General features: G+C 55.6%; 13 protein-coding genes. 5 read left to right on the plus strand and 8 right to left on the minus strand.

The window, feature by feature from the left end; all coding sequences use genetic code 11:
* Positions 1 to 46: 46 nt before the first annotated feature.
* The 5 genes from AOY23_RS11615 to pgi all read right to left on the minus strand — a co-directional run bounded on the left by AOY23_RS11615 (position 47) and on the right by pgi (position 5,841).
* On the minus strand, positions 47 to 2,143 hold the full coding sequence (locus AOY23_RS11615; RefSeq protein WP_054179782.1) for a YjbH domain-containing protein: 2,097 nt from the start codon (positions 2,141 to 2,143) through the stop codon (positions 47 to 49).
* Positions 2,143 to 2,883, minus strand: coding sequence for a capsule biosynthesis GfcC family protein (locus tag AOY23_RS11620; protein ID WP_054179783.1), 741 nt, complete (start codon positions 2,881 to 2,883; stop codon positions 2,143 to 2,145). The genes AOY23_RS11615 and AOY23_RS11620 overlap by 1 nt, the downstream gene beginning before the upstream one ends.
* Positions 2,880 to 3,518 (minus strand): YjbF family lipoprotein, encoded by a 639-nt coding sequence (locus AOY23_RS11625; RefSeq protein WP_054179784.1) that lies wholly within the window; start codon positions 3,516 to 3,518, stop codon positions 2,880 to 2,882. The genes AOY23_RS11620 and AOY23_RS11625 overlap by 4 nt, the downstream gene beginning before the upstream one ends.
* 63 nt (positions 3,519 to 3,581) lie before the next feature.
* Positions 3,582 to 3,824 (minus strand): exopolysaccharide production protein YjbE, encoded by a 243-nt coding sequence (yjbE, locus tag AOY23_RS11630; protein ID WP_038158418.1) that lies wholly within the window; start codon positions 3,822 to 3,824, stop codon positions 3,582 to 3,584.
* A 367-nt stretch (positions 3,825 to 4,191) separates the two neighbouring features.
* Positions 4,192 to 5,841 (minus strand): glucose-6-phosphate isomerase, encoded by a 1,650-nt coding sequence (gene pgi, locus AOY23_RS11635; protein ID WP_054179785.1) that lies wholly within the window; start codon positions 5,839 to 5,841, stop codon positions 4,192 to 4,194.
* Between the two features lie 293 nt (positions 5,842 to 6,134).
* Here pgi and lysC point away from each other — a divergent pair, with 293 nt between their 5' ends.
* The 3 genes from lysC (at position 6,135) to AOY23_RS11650 (ending at position 8,863) form a co-directional block, all read left to right on the plus strand.
* A complete protein-coding gene (gene lysC, locus AOY23_RS11640) occupies positions 6,135 to 7,484 on the plus strand; it encodes a lysine-sensitive aspartokinase 3 (RefSeq protein ID WP_054179786.1) in 1,350 nt (449 codons plus the stop codon).
* Positions 7,485 to 7,583: 99 nt separating this feature from the next.
* The gene (gene panS / locus AOY23_RS11645; protein ID WP_054179787.1) at positions 7,584 to 8,528 is read left to right on the plus strand and encodes a ketopantoate/pantoate/pantothenate transporter PanS; all 945 of its coding nucleotides are present in this window, start codon (positions 7,584 to 7,586) and stop codon (positions 8,526 to 8,528) included.
* A gap of 62 nt (positions 8,529 to 8,590) precedes the next feature.
* On the plus strand, positions 8,591 to 8,863 hold the full coding sequence (locus AOY23_RS11650; RefSeq protein ID WP_054179788.1) for a YjbD family protein: 273 nt from the start codon (positions 8,591 to 8,593) through the stop codon (positions 8,861 to 8,863).
* On the opposite strand, the gene rluF is transcribed toward AOY23_RS11650, so the two are convergent.
* Positions 8,864 to 9,748, minus strand: a complete 885-nt coding sequence (gene rluF, locus AOY23_RS11655) for a 23S rRNA pseudouridine(2604) synthase RluF (protein WP_054179789.1) — start codon at positions 9,746 to 9,748, stop codon at positions 8,864 to 8,866.
* Positions 9,749 to 9,921: 173 nt separating this feature from the next.
* Between rluF and AOY23_RS11660 the strand changes: the two genes are divergently transcribed.
* Both AOY23_RS11660 and AOY23_RS11665 read left to right on the plus strand, forming a co-directional pair.
* Complete coding sequence (locus AOY23_RS11660) at positions 9,922 to 10,239, plus strand: type II toxin-antitoxin system RelE/ParE family toxin (protein ID WP_054179790.1); 318 nt, start codon at positions 9,922 to 9,924, stop codon at positions 10,237 to 10,239.
* A complete protein-coding gene (locus AOY23_RS11665; protein WP_054179791.1) occupies positions 10,232 to 10,522 on the plus strand; it encodes an addiction module antidote protein in 291 nt (96 codons plus the stop codon). The genes AOY23_RS11660 and AOY23_RS11665 overlap by 8 nt, the downstream gene beginning before the upstream one ends.
* Here AOY23_RS11665 and AOY23_RS11670 read toward each other — a convergent pair.
* The gene (locus AOY23_RS11670) at positions 10,516 to 12,147 is read right to left on the minus strand and encodes a Na/Pi cotransporter family protein (RefSeq protein ID WP_054179792.1); all 1,632 of its coding nucleotides are present in this window, start codon (positions 12,145 to 12,147) and stop codon (positions 10,516 to 10,518) included. The two genes, AOY23_RS11665 and AOY23_RS11670, sit on opposite strands and share 7 nt — an antisense overlap.
* 135 nt (positions 12,148 to 12,282) lie before the next feature.
* Positions 12,283 to 15,966, minus strand: coding sequence for a methionine synthase (gene metH / locus AOY23_RS11675; RefSeq protein WP_054179793.1), 3,684 nt, complete (start codon positions 15,964 to 15,966; stop codon positions 12,283 to 12,285).
* Between the last annotated feature and the right edge of the window lie 83 nt (positions 15,967 to 16,049).

Here is a 16,049-nt window from a genome sequence, read left to right on the forward strand (position 1 = left end):
TTATGCTTATTGCCGGGTAAGCACAGCGCCACCCGGCAATAAAACATCAACGGAAATTCACGCTGCGATCGCTGGTCATGTCATACAACTGGAATTTGCGCCCCAGTTTCTGACCGCCGTCACGCGTCAGCGGCGTCCAGCCGATGGCGGCACGGCTGCGGGTCGGGCCGGACGAGAAAATATCCAGCGGCACAGACACGTACACGCCTTTAGTGAAATCCCCTTCCCCGTACTCTTCCGGCGACACGTTGGTGATCGTCGCGTACGCGCCCACCACCACGCCGCTGTCGAAGTGTTTCGCCACTTCGAGCGTACCACCCTTATCGCCTGCCAGATATTGCCCGACGCTGGCTTTGATCAGCACATCCTGCGCAAACGGCGGTGTCCAGTAGGCGGTCAGGTGACCGGTTTTGGCGCTGTAATCGGTGAACTTCATCATGTCCTGCGCGCTGCGCCAGTCACGCTGTTTCACGTAGTTCGCATCAATACCAAACGCCCAGTTGCTGTCGACCGGACGATAAAGCACTTCCGCGCCCGCGCCGCCGAACATGGTCTCCAGATAACCGCCATACACCTGGCCGTAGAAACCGTTGCCGAAATACTGCAGGTAGTTGGCCTGCAGGTTATTGACGTAAATATCGTTCTCCACATACTCACGCACGTGGGTTCTGACGCGCGGCAAATGCGTGTCCTGCGGCGGATTGGTGTAGTTGAACTTGTCGTAGTTGTTGGCCAGGTTGGCGAACAGGCTGCCGGTGGTGATCAGGTGGTCGGTCACCCACCAGTCCGCGGTGCCCATCACGCCCAGCTGATACATGTAGAAGCTTTCCGGGCCGCCGATGGACTGATTCAACACCGGGTCGATGTGCACGTCGAAACGCGACTTATCGATATACCAGCCCTGCTCCGTTTTCTCCGGTATCACCGGCTCGATGCGTTTCTGCGCCAGTGGCGTTTCGTGACCTAACGGCTCGCCCTCCAGATGATTGCGCAAGCTGGCGACGTCAGTTTCGGTGGTCACCTGCGGCAGATTGAGACGGTTTTCAGTGATGCGGATGGTGCGGATCCCGTCCGGCAAATCGTTCATGATGATCCGGTTAGCGCGCTCAATACCTTCACGCGAGTCGCGGTATTTCACCTGCTCGCCAGTGACGTACAGCGTGTCACCTTTCACCTGAATCTGCGGGTCCGCCAGGCCAGCGTTGTATTTCAGCAGGGTCAACTGGTTCGACACCACCGAATGTTGCAGAATAGCGTCCTGCGGTTCCGGCTGGTATTTCGGCCGGGCGTTGTCGTTGTAAGACGGCCGCAGATCGTTAAAGTTGGTACGCAGCGTCACACCAAACATGAAGGTGTTGCCGCGCTCATAGCTCAGGTTAACGTCGGCCCAGTCAGTGACACGGTAAATGGCGCCGACGTTAAACTTGCTCTTCTGTTCGATTTTGCCCGCAAATTCATCGCTGTAATCGTTGCCTTCATATTCCAGTTTCAGGCGCAGCGGTTGCCACGGGGTCTGATATTCAACGCCGCCAAACAGCGCGGTCGGGCCGTGGAACATCTGGCTGCCATCCACCGAGCCCGCTTCGCGGTAGCTGTTGTCGCGGTAGCAAAATTTATCGCTATAAGTACAGAGTGGGTTTTTCACGTTGCCGCTGGTGCCGAGATAACCCCAGCCGAGCCCCAGCGAGAAATCAAACGGTCCCCAGGCTTTGCTGGCGACAATGTATTCCGCATCAAACAGACCGGTCCCGCCGATATCCCGCGCCCCCACCGCCACCTGCGGCAGCCAGTAGCCCTCTTCCCACAACCGCAGCTTGAGATCGAACGCTTTGTCTTTGTAGGTCTGGTCGCCGGAGAAGGCATCGACGCTGCTGTACTGCCGGGTGCGCACGTCGGTATAGCGCAGGGTGGTTTCCAGCCAGGGGAAGAGCTGGATCGAACCGGAGTAATAGCGATACTGATCGTTATCGCGATAGTTGATGCTCATCTCCCCTTCCCGCGCCATCCGCGCGGTAGGCGTTTGCATCAGCCCCACGCCGCCAAAATCCGACTGTGATGGCCCTACGGGCGCCGGATACGTTTCTGCATGGCAGGCCGCGCTCACGCCCAATGCCAGCAGACTATAGAGGAATCTTTTTTTCATTATTCAGGTATCCGCTGTGTGAGTGAGTGAAGAATGTCGGCGTTCAGCTCGTCGTATTTCTTCGTCCACAGGGAATCGGCAAAGCCGACAAAAATAAGGCTTCCAGGCATCAGTTCAACGTGGCGTTTGTTCCAGTACGCCACTGGCGCTTTTTGCGTCCGCCCGTCGGGGTAAATCACCCAGGCGTAACTGCGGTCGGCGCCGCTGAGCAGGCTTTGATCGTCGAGATAACTCGCCACATCACGCTCTGGCGTGAACGGCAGCGTACCCGGACGGCTGATTAAACCGAACAGACGCACCGTGGAGGGCTGATGACCCACCCACAGGGTGTAATCGCCCTGTAACGGCGGGTTCGCGCCCGGTTTCACCCGCACGACATCCGGGTCGAGACTGACTAACTGGCGGCCCGTCACGTTGATGCTCTGTAACTGCTGGCGCAGCGCGTTAATCGCCGCGCCATCGTCACCGCCCTCGTCAGCGGCCAGCGCCGCCAGCCGGGCAAGCAACGCCTGATGCTGCTGTTTCGCGATGGCGGTTGACTGACGTTCGCTGATAACCGCGCCCGGCCACCAGCTGTCTGCCAGCCGTGGCTGAGCGACCAGATCGGCCAGATGCCCGGCGTCGGTGAGCTTTTTCGGCTGCGCCGCGCCGTTGATATAGACATCCACATTGCCGGCAGCGAAAGCCGTTAATGGTGCGATGGACGAGGCAATCAACGCGGCAATTAAACGTTTTTTCATGATTTTGCCGCCTTAATCAGCGTGGTTTTCACCGGGAAATAATCCGCCCCGAGATACTGTTCCGACTGGCGAACTTGCCCCTCGTCATCAATCCAGTAGCGATTACGCCAGTGGGTTTGATCGGTGCTGACCGACTCTTCCAGCACGCGCACCTGAGTCTCTTCACCCGCCAGCGTCAGGGTATCAGTGCCCTGCCAGCGGAATTCGGAACGCGCGGTGGCGTAACGCACCTGCTTATGCTCGGTCCAGCCCATCGTGCGCGTCCAGCTCGCGCCATCAACAATCTGATTGGGTTTCGTCAGCGGGTCAGCCTGCAGGTTGTTCACCTCCAGCAGGTTGTCGCCGCCAAGCTGCGTTTTAATCAGACGACCGTGTCGGGTCACGAGGGTGGCCTGATCCTGCGTCACCCATTTCTGCTGCCCGTTTTCCGAGAAAGCGAGCACCACAAACAGCTGAGGGCCGCCGTTGAGCTGCATATACTGGCTGGCATACGGCATGTTCTGGATGTCATCGTCGGTGAGCTGGACACCCGGTGTGCCGAATACGCTATCCCAGAGGGATTGTCCCAGTCCTTTTGTACTGGCTGAACATGCCTGAAGCAGCAGGCAAAGAAGGATAATAATGGGTCGCTTCACGACTCTTCTCCGAAGGGGCAAAATAACCACACCGAAGTGTGGTTATGGTTAAAGCACCCGCTATTACTGGGTACTGGTGGTTGTTGTGGTGGTGGTTCCAGTATTGGAGCCATCACCACCACCGGTCGCCGCCAGTGCGACACCCACGGCCGAACTTACGGTGCTGGCGCTGGTTGCGGTCGAACTGCCCGCAGACACAGACGTCGCTGCCGACCCGGCCGCTTCACCCACTTCCACAGGTGCTGCATAAGCTGAGGTCGCCGCAAGCGCGGATATGGCAAAAATGCCATACAGGATTTTCTTCATAACTACTTCCCTTCATTGAATGAATGGAGATATGCCTGAAAAGAAATTCAGACGGGATCGAGTATACACAACTAAAGCAGGCTAATTAGCGCAGGGGAAAATAGCAGAACGGTTTTCGGATTTATGGATGAAAGGGTTATTAAGCGGCAAGTTGAAATTTATTAAAATACGCAAATTCAAGCAATTATAATATAAATATGTGCATTCCATTCTCCGTAAAATCCTAAAATAACCCGCAGTAATTAACAGGTTAAATAGTCTTTTCAGATTAAACTCAGAACAGAAATTTGCGCTACGTAACGGACAACCGGAATTATCTGATAAAAAAAATGCCGACATTTCGTCGGCATTCATTATTCAATATTAATTACCCACGCCATTGCTTATAACGGTTAATCAAACCGTTAGTAGAGCTGTCGTGGCTGCTGATAGGTTTGTCATCTTTCAGTTCCGGCAGGATGCGGTTCGCCAGCTGTTTGCCAAGCTCAACGCCCCACTGATCGAAGGTGAAGATGTTAAGGATAACGCCCTGGGTAAAGATTTTGTGCTCGTACAGCGCGATCAGCGCACCCAGGCTGAACGGGGTGATTTCACGCAGCAGGATGGAGTTGGTCGGGCGGTTGCCTTCGAACACTTTGAACGGTACTACGTGTTCCAGCGTTGCCGGATCTTTCCCCTGGTCACGATATTCCTGCTCAACCACTTCACGGGATTTACCGAACGCCAGTGCTTCGGTCTGCGCAAAGAAGTTAGACAGCAGTTTCGGATGATGATCAGACAGCGGGTTATGGGTAATGGATGGCGCGATAAAATCGCACGGCACCATTTTGGTCCCCTGGTGAATCAACTGGTAGAACGCGTGCTGGCCGTTAGTGCCCGGCTCGCCCCAGATAATTGGCCCGGTCTGGTGCGTCACTTTGTTGCCGTTACGGTCAACGTACTTACCGTTGGATTCCATGTTGCCCTGCTGGAAGTAGGCAGCAAAACGGTGCATGTACTGGTCGTACGGCAGAATGGCTTCGGTTTCCGCGCCAAAGAAGTTGTTGTACCAGATACCGATCAGCGCCAGCAGCACCGGCAGGTTTTTCTCTGGTGCCGTGGTGGAGAAGTGCTTGTCCATTGCATGCGCGCCGGAAAGCAGTTGTACAAAGTTGTCGAAGCCTACAGACAGAATGATCGACAGACCGATCGCTGACCACAGCGAGTAACGGCCACCGACCCAGTCCCAGAACTCAAACATGTTGGCAGTATCAATACCAAATTCACCGACCGCTTTGGCGTTGGTAGACAGCGCGGCAAAGTGTTTCGCCACGTGTTTCTGATCACCGGCAGTTTTCAGGAACCAGTCACGCGCGCTGTGGGCGTTGGTCATGGTTTCCTGCGTGGTGAAGGTTTTGGACGCGACCAGGAACAGCGTGGTTTCCGGGTTCACTTTTTTCAGCACTTCGGCGATGTGCGTACCATCGACGTTAGACACGAAATGCATGTTGAGATGATTTTTGTACGGACGCAGCGCTTCGGTCACCATGAACGGGCCGAGGTCAGAACCCCCAATACCAATGTTCACCACATCGGTAATCGGCTTGCCGGTATAGCCTTTCCAGCTCCCGGAGATGATCGCTTCTGAGAAGCCTTTCATCTTTTCCAGCACCGCATTCACTTCCGGCATCACATCTTTGCCATCCACCACTATCGGCGTATTGCTGCGGTTACGCAGAGCAACGTGCAGCACGGCACGATCTTCCGTACGGTTGATCTTTTCACCCGAGAACATGGATTTGATCGCACCTGCCAGATCGGTCTCTTTCGCCAGATCCTGCAGTTTTGCCAGCGTGTCGGTGGTGATGCGGTTTTTGGAGAAATCCACCAGCATCAAATCGTCAAAGGTCGCGGAAAACGTCGAAAAACGGTCGCTATCTTTCGCGAACAGATCCGCGATAGTGACGTCCTTCATCTCCTCGTAGTGTTTCTGCAATGCCTGCCAGGCTGAAGTCTGCGTTGGATTGATATTTTTCATAGCAATACTCATCTGATTTGAAAATTGTGACTTCGGTCGATTGTAGCGCCTGCGGACAAAAATTGTGATGCTTTTTCAGGTTGAGGGCAAAAGCGGCTAAAAAACGGCTTCTGATCACACTTTTATAAGCGAGATTTCTTGATTGTCTGTCAGCATAAAAAATCCGCATAACCTAAGCGTTGACAGCGCCCGGCCTCGCATTTTATTTATGAATACGGTACCTGCGCCTGGTTCGATTACTGTTCTGCTCTTGTGCCAAGGTCACTATTTTCATTCCCTGACACGAGGTTGTTATGACAGATTTAGTCGTCGCCAAATTTGGCGGTACCAGCGTTGCTGACTTCGACGCGATGAACCGTAGCGCGGATGTCGTGCTCACCGATCCCAATACCCGACTGGTGGTGCTTTCCGCCTCGGCGGGCATTACCAATCTGCTGGTGGCGCTGGCGGAAGGCCTGGAAGCCACCGAGCGTTTCGCCAGACTCGACGCCATTCGTCAAATCCAGTTCGATATTCTCGATCGCCTGCAGAACCCGAATGTGATCCGCGAAGAGATTGAGCGGCTGCTGGAAAACATCACCACTCTGGCAGAAGCCGCGTCACTGGCGACGTCCAACGCGCTGACCGATGAACTGGTCAGCCACGGCGAACTGATGTCCACCCTGCTGTTTGTGGAAATTCTGCGTGAACGCGGGGTTCAGGCGCAGTGGTTTGACGTGCGTAAAGTGATGCGCACCAATGATCGTTTTGGTCGTGCCGAGCCGGATGTCGCGGCGCTGTCCGAGCTTTGCCTCCAGCAACTCGCACCACGTCTGGCGCAAGATATGGTCATCACCCAGGGCTTTATCGGTAGCGAAGGTAAAGGCCGCACCACCACGCTTGGCCGTGGCGGCAGTGACTATACCGCGGCGCTGCTGGGCGAAGCCCTGAAAGCGAAACGTGTCGATATCTGGACTGATGTCCCGGGCATTTACACCACCGATCCACGCATTGTGCCTGCCGCACGGCGCATTAACGAAATCGCGTTTGAGGAAGCTGCCGAGATGGCGACCTTCGGCGCGAAAGTCCTGCACCCGGCGACCCTGCTGCCTGCCGTGCGCAGCGAAATTCCGGTATTTGTGGGGTCCAGCAAAGATCCGCAAGCAGGCGGTACGCTGGTCTGCAATAAAACTGAAAACCCGCCGCTGTTCCGCGCGCTGGCGCTGCGTCGCAACCAGACGCTGGTGACGCTGCACAGTCTGAATATGCTGCACTCGCGCGGTTTCCTGGCCGAGGTGTTCGGCATTCTGGCGCGTCACAATATCTCGGTTGATCTCATCACTACGTCAGAAGTGAGCATCGCGCTGACGCTGGATACCACCGGCTCCACATCAACCGGCGATACCCTGCTGACCCAGGCGCTGCTGACCGAGCTCTCTTCCCTGTGCCGCGTTGAAGTCGAAGAGGGGCTGGCGCTGGTGGCGTTGATTGGTAATCACCTCTCCAGAGCCTGCGGTGTCGGCAAAGAGGTGTTTGGCGTGCTGGAGCCGTTTAACATCCGCATGATTTGCTACGGCGCCTCCAGCTACAACCTGTGTTTCCTCGTGCCGGGTAACGAATCAGAAAAAGTCGTGCAGAAACTTCATCATAATTTGTTTGAATAAAATTACACTACACGATAAACCATACCTATGGCCGGGCTCGAACCCGGCTTTTTTATAAAAAACACAACACAACAACGATACGATCGCAAGGAATACATCATGTCAGGACTCTTCACCAGGCTGTTCCCGTTATGGGCGCTGCTGCTCTCTGTTATCGCGTATTACACGCCCTCGACCTTTACCCCGATTGGCCCCTGGGTCACCACGCTGCTGATGCTGATCATGTTTGGCATGGGCGTACATCTGAAAGTGGATGATTTCAAACGCGTGTTGTCACGCCCGGCGCCGGTCGCCGCAGGGATTTTCCTGCACTATCTGGTAATGCCGCTCGCCGCCTGGTTGCTGGCGATGGCCTTCCGCATGCCGCCGGAGTTGTCCGCAGGCATGGTGCTGGTAGGTAGTGTTGCCAGCGGCACAGCGTCAAACGTCATGATCTATCTGGCGAAAGGGGATGTCGCGCTGTCGGTGACTATCTCGTCAATATCGACGCTGGTGGGTGTTGTCGCGACCCCGCTGCTGACGCGTCTGTACGTCGACGCCCACATTCAGGTGGACGTGATGGGAATGCTGCTCAGCATTCTGCAAATCGTGGTGATCCCGATTGCCTTAGGGCTGGTGGTGCATCATCTGCTGCCGCGTGTGGTGAAGGCGATAGAGCCTTATCTCCCGGCGTTTTCCATGATCTGTATCCTGGCGATCATCAGCGCTGTAGTGGCCGGTTCCGCGTCGCATATCGCGTCTGTGGGTCTGGTGGTGATTATCGCTGTTATTCTGCATAACAGCATCGGCCTGCTCGGTGGTTACTGGGGCGGTCGCCTGTTCGGTTTTGATGAATCCACCTGCCGCACGCTGGCGATTGAAGTGGGTATGCAGAACTCCGGGCTCGCCGCCGCGCTCGGCAAAATCTACTTCGGCCCGCTCGCTGCTCTCCCCGGCGCGTTGTTCTCCGTGTGGCACAACCTGTCGGGCTCGCTGCTGGCGGGTTACTGGTCCGGTAAGCCGGTTGATGAGAAACCGGAAAAAGAAGTGGCGAAACAGGGCTAATTCGCTTCGCGGCTGAACGTGCTTGCTTTACACTGAAGCCTACCCACCAGGAGGCTTCAGTGATGTCCACAGCACGATTAACCCAAAAAGACATGACGGAAAGCGAGCAGCGCGAGCTGAAAACATTGCTCGACCGCGCTCGTATCTCACATGGCCGTCCCCTGACCAACGCCGAAACCAATCAGGTCAAAAAAGAGTACATCGATAAGCTAATGGCACAGCGTGAAGCTGAAGCCAAAAAAGCCCGCAAGCTGAAAAAGCAGCAGGCTTATAAACCGGATGAGAACGCGACATTCTCCTGGTCTGCTAATACCTCGACCCGCGGAAGGCGCTGATTAGCGCCCTTTCTTTTTCCGCCCCGGCGAGGTAAAGCGCTTACGGTTGGCCATTTCTGCAGGCGTTTTGGCCATGTTTTTCCCGCCGCTGGTGGCCGGTTTTTTTGCCGCCCCTGCCGGTGTTTTCGGTTTGGCCTTCGCCTTTGCTTTCGGCTTCGCTTCCGACGACGAATCTTCGATAAGCTTAAAAAGCGCAATCAACTCATCGTCAGTTAAATCACGCCACTCGCCCTGCGGGATCCCGCTCAGGCTGACGTTCATGATCCGCGTACGCTCCAGTTTCGTCACTTCAAAACCAAAGTACTCGCACATGCGGCGAATTTGCCGGTTCAGCCCCTGCACGAGGGTGATGCGGAAGGTAAACGGCGCCTCTTTTTTGACTTTGCACTTCTTTGTGACAGTACCAAGAATCGGCACGCCTGCGCCCATGCCGCGAATGAAGTCATCGGTAATCGGTTTATTCACCGTTACCAGATACTCTTTTTCATGGTCATTACCGGCACGCAGAATTTTATTGACCAGATCACCGTGGTTAGTCAGAAAGATTAGCCCCTGCGAGTCTTTATCCAGACGGCCAATCGGGAAAATACGGCTGCTGTGGTTAACGAAGTCAACGATGTTATCCCGTTCGCCGTCTTCCGTCGTACTCACAATGCCAACCGGTTTGTTCAACGCGATAAACACCAGGTCTTCTTCGTTTCTTGGCTCAATGAGTTGACCATTCACTTTCACCACATCGCCAGCAGCGACCTGATCGCCAATGGTGGCGCGTTTACCGTTGATAAACACGTTCCCCTGTTCGATGTAGCGGTCAGCCTCGCGACGTGAGCAAATTCCACTTTCGCTAATGTATTTGTTTAATCGGGTTGATTGGGTTGGCAGCATAGTTTCTCCTGTAAAAGCGAAATATACCTTACCCTGGCGCTGGCACAAATGGTCTTGTTTCCGAGCGTCATTCCAGATTCCGTGACATACCATTTACCCCCTTTCAGACGCTCTCTATTCTCCTTCCCCGGCTTGCCTTAATTAAATGTAGTTTATAAAATACAAGGTGTGTTATGAAAGAGATCGTCCAGACTGGTGTATTTCGCCGTTGGGAGAAGGGATTAAAAGATACGCGAGTGAAAACGCTTATAGCAGCACGGCTTTTTCGTCTGGCTAATGGGTTATCCGGCGACGTAAAGCCAGTGGGAGAAGGTGTCAGCGAGTTTCGTATCCACTATGGCCCCGGTTATCGCATATATTTCAAGCAACAAGGTAATATGCTAATCATCCTGTTATGTGGCGGCGACAAACGTACTCAGAGTAAGGACATTTTGCTCGCCAGAGCGCTGGTACACTCACTGGATATTGAGAAGGTATTTGGTTATGAATAAACTCACTCGCTACGATCCCGCAGAAGCATTGGTTAACGACGAAGAGATCGCCGTATTCATGGCGGATGCTCTGGAAACGGGTGATGCCGCGTATATCGCAAAAGCGTTGGGCATCGTCGCACGCGCGAAAGGTATGGCACAAATTGCTGCACAAACAGGTCTTTCTCGTGAGCAACTCTATCGGTCTTTTAGTGAGAAAGGTAACCCAACGCTCAAAACAACACTGGCTGTCATGAATGCGTTGGGTATTGGGTTAACGATTAAACACACCAGTTGTCAATAATCATCCCGCTCATCGTCTTCGTCCGGCTGCTCCATCACGCTGTAAGCCACCGAGCAGAACAGTGAGTTCAGGCGTTTCATGTCGCCGAGCAGGCCCAGGTGGAGTGAGCTGGTTTCGATACTTTGCACGTTTTGCTGGTGAAGCCGGTCAACGTGCGCGTGTGAGTAACGGCGGTTCAGAATCCGGAAGCGGTGTTTGTTGCGGCGCAGGCGGCGGGCGCTGGGGACGTCGCTGGAGAAAAACACCGACATCGCCAGCTTCAGGTTGCTGAGAAGCTGTTCGTACAGCGCATCGAGCTCTTTCAGCCCTTCAATCGAGAACGCGCGGCGGGCAGCCAGCGACTTGTCGGCAATCTCGCTGCCCATGCGTTCAACAATGTCAGACGCCTGCTCCAGGTTCAGCGACATCTCAATAATTTCCGCCCAGCGGCGGGATTCCTCTTCCGCCAGTTCCTCTTTCGGCATCCGCGCCAGATAGAGTTTGATGGCGGTATACAGCACGTTGATGTCATCCGCCAGCTTGCGTAGCTCTTTCTCTTCGCGCGGTTCGCCGTGCATGATGTTATGCAGGCCGCCTAACATCAGTTCCATGGCATCGCCCATGCGCAGGGTTTCGCGCGCGGCATTGGCCAGCGCCAGCGCAGGGGTATCGAGCGCAGTGGTGTCGAGATGTTTTGGCTTCAGACGCGCATCCAGTTCAGGCTCATCACGGATCACGCGTTTGCAGAACCGCGCCATCGGCTCGGCGAAAGGCACCATCGCCAGGCAGCGGATCAGGTTGTAGAACACGTGGAAATAGATCACCAGCTCCGATTCAGGCAGCGGTAGCTCATGCAACAGATTAGCGAGCGGGTGAACAAACGGCAGGATAATCAGGCTGCCCACCAGCTTAAAGAGCAAACTGCCCAGCGCCACGCGGCGGGCGGCGGCATTAGCGGCACTGTTATTCAGCATCGCCAGCAGGCCGGAGCCCAGGTTGGCGCCAATCACCAGACAAAGCGCGACCGGGAAAGCGATGATCCCCGCGGCGGTGAGCGTGGCGGTCAGCAGCACAGCGGCAAGGCTCGAGTAGCTTACCAGCGCGAAGACGGCGCCAATCAATGCATCCAGCATAATGTCGCCAGTCAGCGAGGCAAAAATCACCTGAACGCCGCTCGCTTCGGTGATCGGGTGCACCGCCTGGACGATAAGCTCCAGCGCCAGCAGGATCAGGCCGAGGCCAATCCCCACGCGACCCAGTTGCCCGGCGCGGGTCTGTTTTCGCCCGAGGAAGAAAATCACGCCGATAAAAATCAGCAATGGCGACAGCCAGGAGAGATCGAAGGTCAGCACCCGCGCCATCAGCGCGGTCCCCACATCGGCCCCCAGGACAATCACCAGCGCCGGGGTGAGCGCGACCAGATCCTGCGCTACAAATGACGTCACCAGCATCGTCGTGGCGTTACTGCTCTGCACCAGCGCAGTCACGCCGATACCCGCGCAGAAGGCGAGTGGTTTCTTTTCAACACTACCGCTGAGTACGGTACGTAAGCGCGCACCAAAAACACGCATCACGCCGGTACGGACAATATGAGTACCCCATACCAGCAAGGAAACAGCAGAGAGCAGATGTAACAACGTCAACACGGATGCAGGTTCTCCTTATTCTTATGATTCTGAGACGTAAGGTCTCCTTCTAGTATAAGGGTTTACCACTAATAAAGAGACAAGGCGCCTTTTGAGCGCCCTGTTTGTTGTAAAGAAAGATGACAGTTTTATGAATCAGTCGGCGTCGTAACCTAAATGCGAGGCTAACCAGCGCTCCACGTCTGCCACGCTCATCCCTTTACGTCGGGCGTAATCTTCCACCTGATCGCGCTGGATCTGCGCCACGGCGAAATATTTGCTGTCAGGATGACTGAAGTACCAGCCCGACACCGACGCACCCGGCCACATGGCGAAAGACTCGGTCAGTTTCATGCCAATTCGCGCTTCGACGTCCAGCAACTGCCAGATAGTGCCTTTTTCGGTATGTTCCGGGCAGGCCGGATAACCCGGCGCCGGGCGAATGCCCTGGTAGTTTTCGCGGATCAGATCTTCGTTGCTGAGATTCTCATTCGCCGCATAACCCCAGTAAACTTTGCGTACCCGTTCGTGAAGGTATTCCGCAAACGCCTCTGCCAGACGGTCAGCGATCGCTTTGACCATGATTTTGTTGTAATCATCATGCTGCGCTTCGTACGCTTCCGCCAGCGCATCTTCCTCCAGTCCGCCGGTGACGGCGAACGCGCCGATGTAGTCGGCTTTGCCGGACAGTTTCGGCGCGACGAAATCCGCCAGACAATAGTTAGCGAACCCGATTTTTTCCGTCTGCTGGCGCAGATGATGACTCACTGTCAGCACGTGGGTGCGGGTTTCATCGCGGTAAATTTCGATGTCATCGCCCACGCGGTTAGCCGGGAACAGGCCCACCACGCCGCGCGGCGTCAGGCGTTTATCTGCGCTGAGCAGGTCGAGCATGTCGTTGGCATCCTGGAACAGACGTTTAGCCTCTTCACCCACCACTTCGTCTTCCAGAATGCGCGGGTATTTCCCTGCCAGCGACCAGGTCATGAAAAATGGCGTCCAGTCGATGTAATTGCGCAGCGTTTCGATGCTGGCAGTTACATCCTGCACACCGAGGCGGTGCGCCACTGGCGGGGTATAACTGCTCCAGTCAAAGGCCAGATCGTTTTCACGCGCGGCTTCCAGCGTCACTGGCGGTGTGCGCGTTTTTTTGCGCGCGTGCTGGATGCGCACGGTTTCATATTCTTTGCGGGTACGGGCAACAAAATCGTCATGCTGTGTGGCAGAGAGCAATGACGACACCACGCCAACCGTGCGCGAGGCGTTCTGCACGTAAACCGTCGGACCGCTGTAGTTCTGTTCGATCTTCACTGCCGTGTGCGCTTTCGAGGTGGTGGCACCGCCAATCAACAGCGGAATGGTAAAGCCCTGACGCTCCATCTCCTTCGCCACGTTAACCATTTCGTCCAGCGACGGCGTGATCAGGCCGGAAAGGCCGATAAGGTCGGCGTTCACTTCCCGGGCGGTTTTGAGGATTTTATCCGCCGGGACCATCACGCCAAGATCGATGATTTCGTAGTTGTTGCACTGCAACACCACGCCAACGATGTTTTTGCCGATGTCGTGCACATCGCCCTTCACGGTGGCGATGACCATCTTGCCGTTGCTGGAGCCCTTCTCTTTGCTGGCTTCGATAAACGGTTCCAGGTACGCCACCGCCTGTTTCATCACGCGGGCAGATTTCACCACCTGCGGCAGGAACATTTTGCCTTCGCCGAACAGATCGCCGACGACGTTCATGCCGTCCATCAGCGGTCCTTCAATCACTTCGATGGGCCGTGCCGCCTGCTGGCGCGCCTCTTCAGTGTCCTGCTCAATAAACTCGGTAATGCCTTTTACCAGCGAATATTCGAGACGTTTTTTGACGTCCCATGAACGCCATTCCGCCTGCTGAGCATTCGCACCATCGTCGGCCTTGCTGCCGCGATATTTTTCCGCCAGTTCCAGCAGACGTTCGGTGCTGTCGTCGCGACGATTGAGGATCACGTCTTCGACCGCATCGCGTAACTCGGCGGGCAGATCGTCATAAATCGCCAGTTGACCGGCGTTGACGATGCCCATGTCCATGCCGTTACGGATGGCATAATAGAGGAACACCGCGTGGATGGCTTCACGCACCGGGTCGTTGCCGCGGAAGGAGAAAGAGACGTTGGAGACGCCGCCGGAAATCAGCGCATGCGGCAACTCACGTTTGATGTCTTCGCAGGCGCCGATAAAGTCCTGCGCATAGTTGTTATGCTCTTCAATGCCGGTCGCCACCGCGAAGATATTGGGGTCGAAAATGATGTCTTCTGGCGGGAAACCCACCTCTTCGGTCAGAATGTTGTAGGCACGGCGGCAGATGGCGATTTTGCGCTCACGGGTATCGGCCTGGCCAACTTCATCAAACGCCATGACCACCACAGCCGCACCGTAGCGCCGTACCTGTTTCGCGTGATGGATAAACGCCTCAACGCCTTCTTTCATCGAGATGGAGTTGACGATGCCTTTACCCTGAATGCATTTCAGCCCTTTTTCGATCACTTCCCATTTTGAGGAGTCGATCATGATCGGCACGCGGGCGATATCCGGCTCACCGGCAATCAGGTTGAGGAAACGCACCATCGCCGCTTCGGCGTCGAGCATCCCTTCGTCCATGTTGATGTCGATGATCTGCGCACCGTTTTCCACCTGCTGACGCGCGACGTCCAGCGCTTCGCTGTATTTTTCTTCTTTGATCAGGCGTTTGAACTTCGCCGAGCCGGTGACGTTAGTCCGTTCGCCGACGTTCACAAACAGGCTGTCATCACCGATATTCAGCGGTTCGAGGCCAGACAAACGGCAGGCTACCGGTAACTCCGGCAACTGGCGTGGTGCCAGACCTTCCACCGCGCGGCTCATGGCGGCAATGTGTTCTGGCGTGGTGCCGCAGCAACCGCCGACGATGTTAAGGAACCCGGCTTCAGCCCATTCGCGGATCTGTTTTGCCATGGTCTCAGCGTCGAGATCGTATTCACCAAAGGCGTTCGGCAGCCCGGCGTTCGGGTGCGCGGTGACGTAGCATTCGGCAATGCGCGACAGCTCTTGCACGTACTGGCGCAACTCATCCGGGCCGAGCGCACAGTTCAGACCAAAGGTCAGCGCATCGGCGTGGCGCAGCGAGTTGTAGAACGCTTCCGTCGTCTGGCCGGACAGCGTACGCCCGGAGGCATCGGTGATGGTGCCGGAAATCATGATCGGCAGATCAACGCCCAGCGCGTCGAACTCTTCTTTTACCGCGTAAATCGCCGCTTTGGCGTTGAGCGTATCGAAGATGGTTTCGATCAGAATCAGATCTGCGCCGCCTTCCACCAGCGCACGGGTGGACTCACGGTATGCCGCGACCAGTTGATCAAAAGTGATATTACGGAATGCCGGGTCGTTGACGTCCGGCGAAATGGAGGCTGTGCGGTTGGTCGGGCCGAGCACACCCGCCACGTAACGTGGTTTTTCCGGCGTGCGGGCGGTCCATTCATCGGCGCAGGCGCGCGCCAGTTTTGCCGCTTCAAAGTTGATTTCTGCCGACAGGGATTCCATCTGGTAATCCGCCATCGCAATGGTCGTCGAGTTGAACGTGTTGGTCTCAATAATATCCGCGCCTGCTTCGAAGTAGGCGTAGTGGATAGCGGCGATCGTTTCCGGTTGGGTGATCACCAGCAGGTCATTGTTTCCTTTCAGATCACAGGGCCAGTCGGCGAAGCGTTCACCGCGGAAATCCTGCTCTTCGAGACGATAGCTCTGGATCATGGTGCCCATGCCCCCATCCAGAACCAGAATGCGTTCTTTTAACTGCTGATGCAGCTGTTCAACTTTGTTGCTCACACGTGCTCCCGACAACGATCAACCAGGCCGACAGGCCAGCAGACCATACTGGCATAAACCGGCAGTACGGAAAAGTCACACGG

The sequence above is a fragment of the Trabulsiella odontotermitis genome (assembly GCF_001297775.1).
GTDB classification, from domain to species: Bacteria; Pseudomonadota; Gammaproteobacteria; order Enterobacterales; family Enterobacteriaceae; genus Trabulsiella; species Trabulsiella odontotermitis.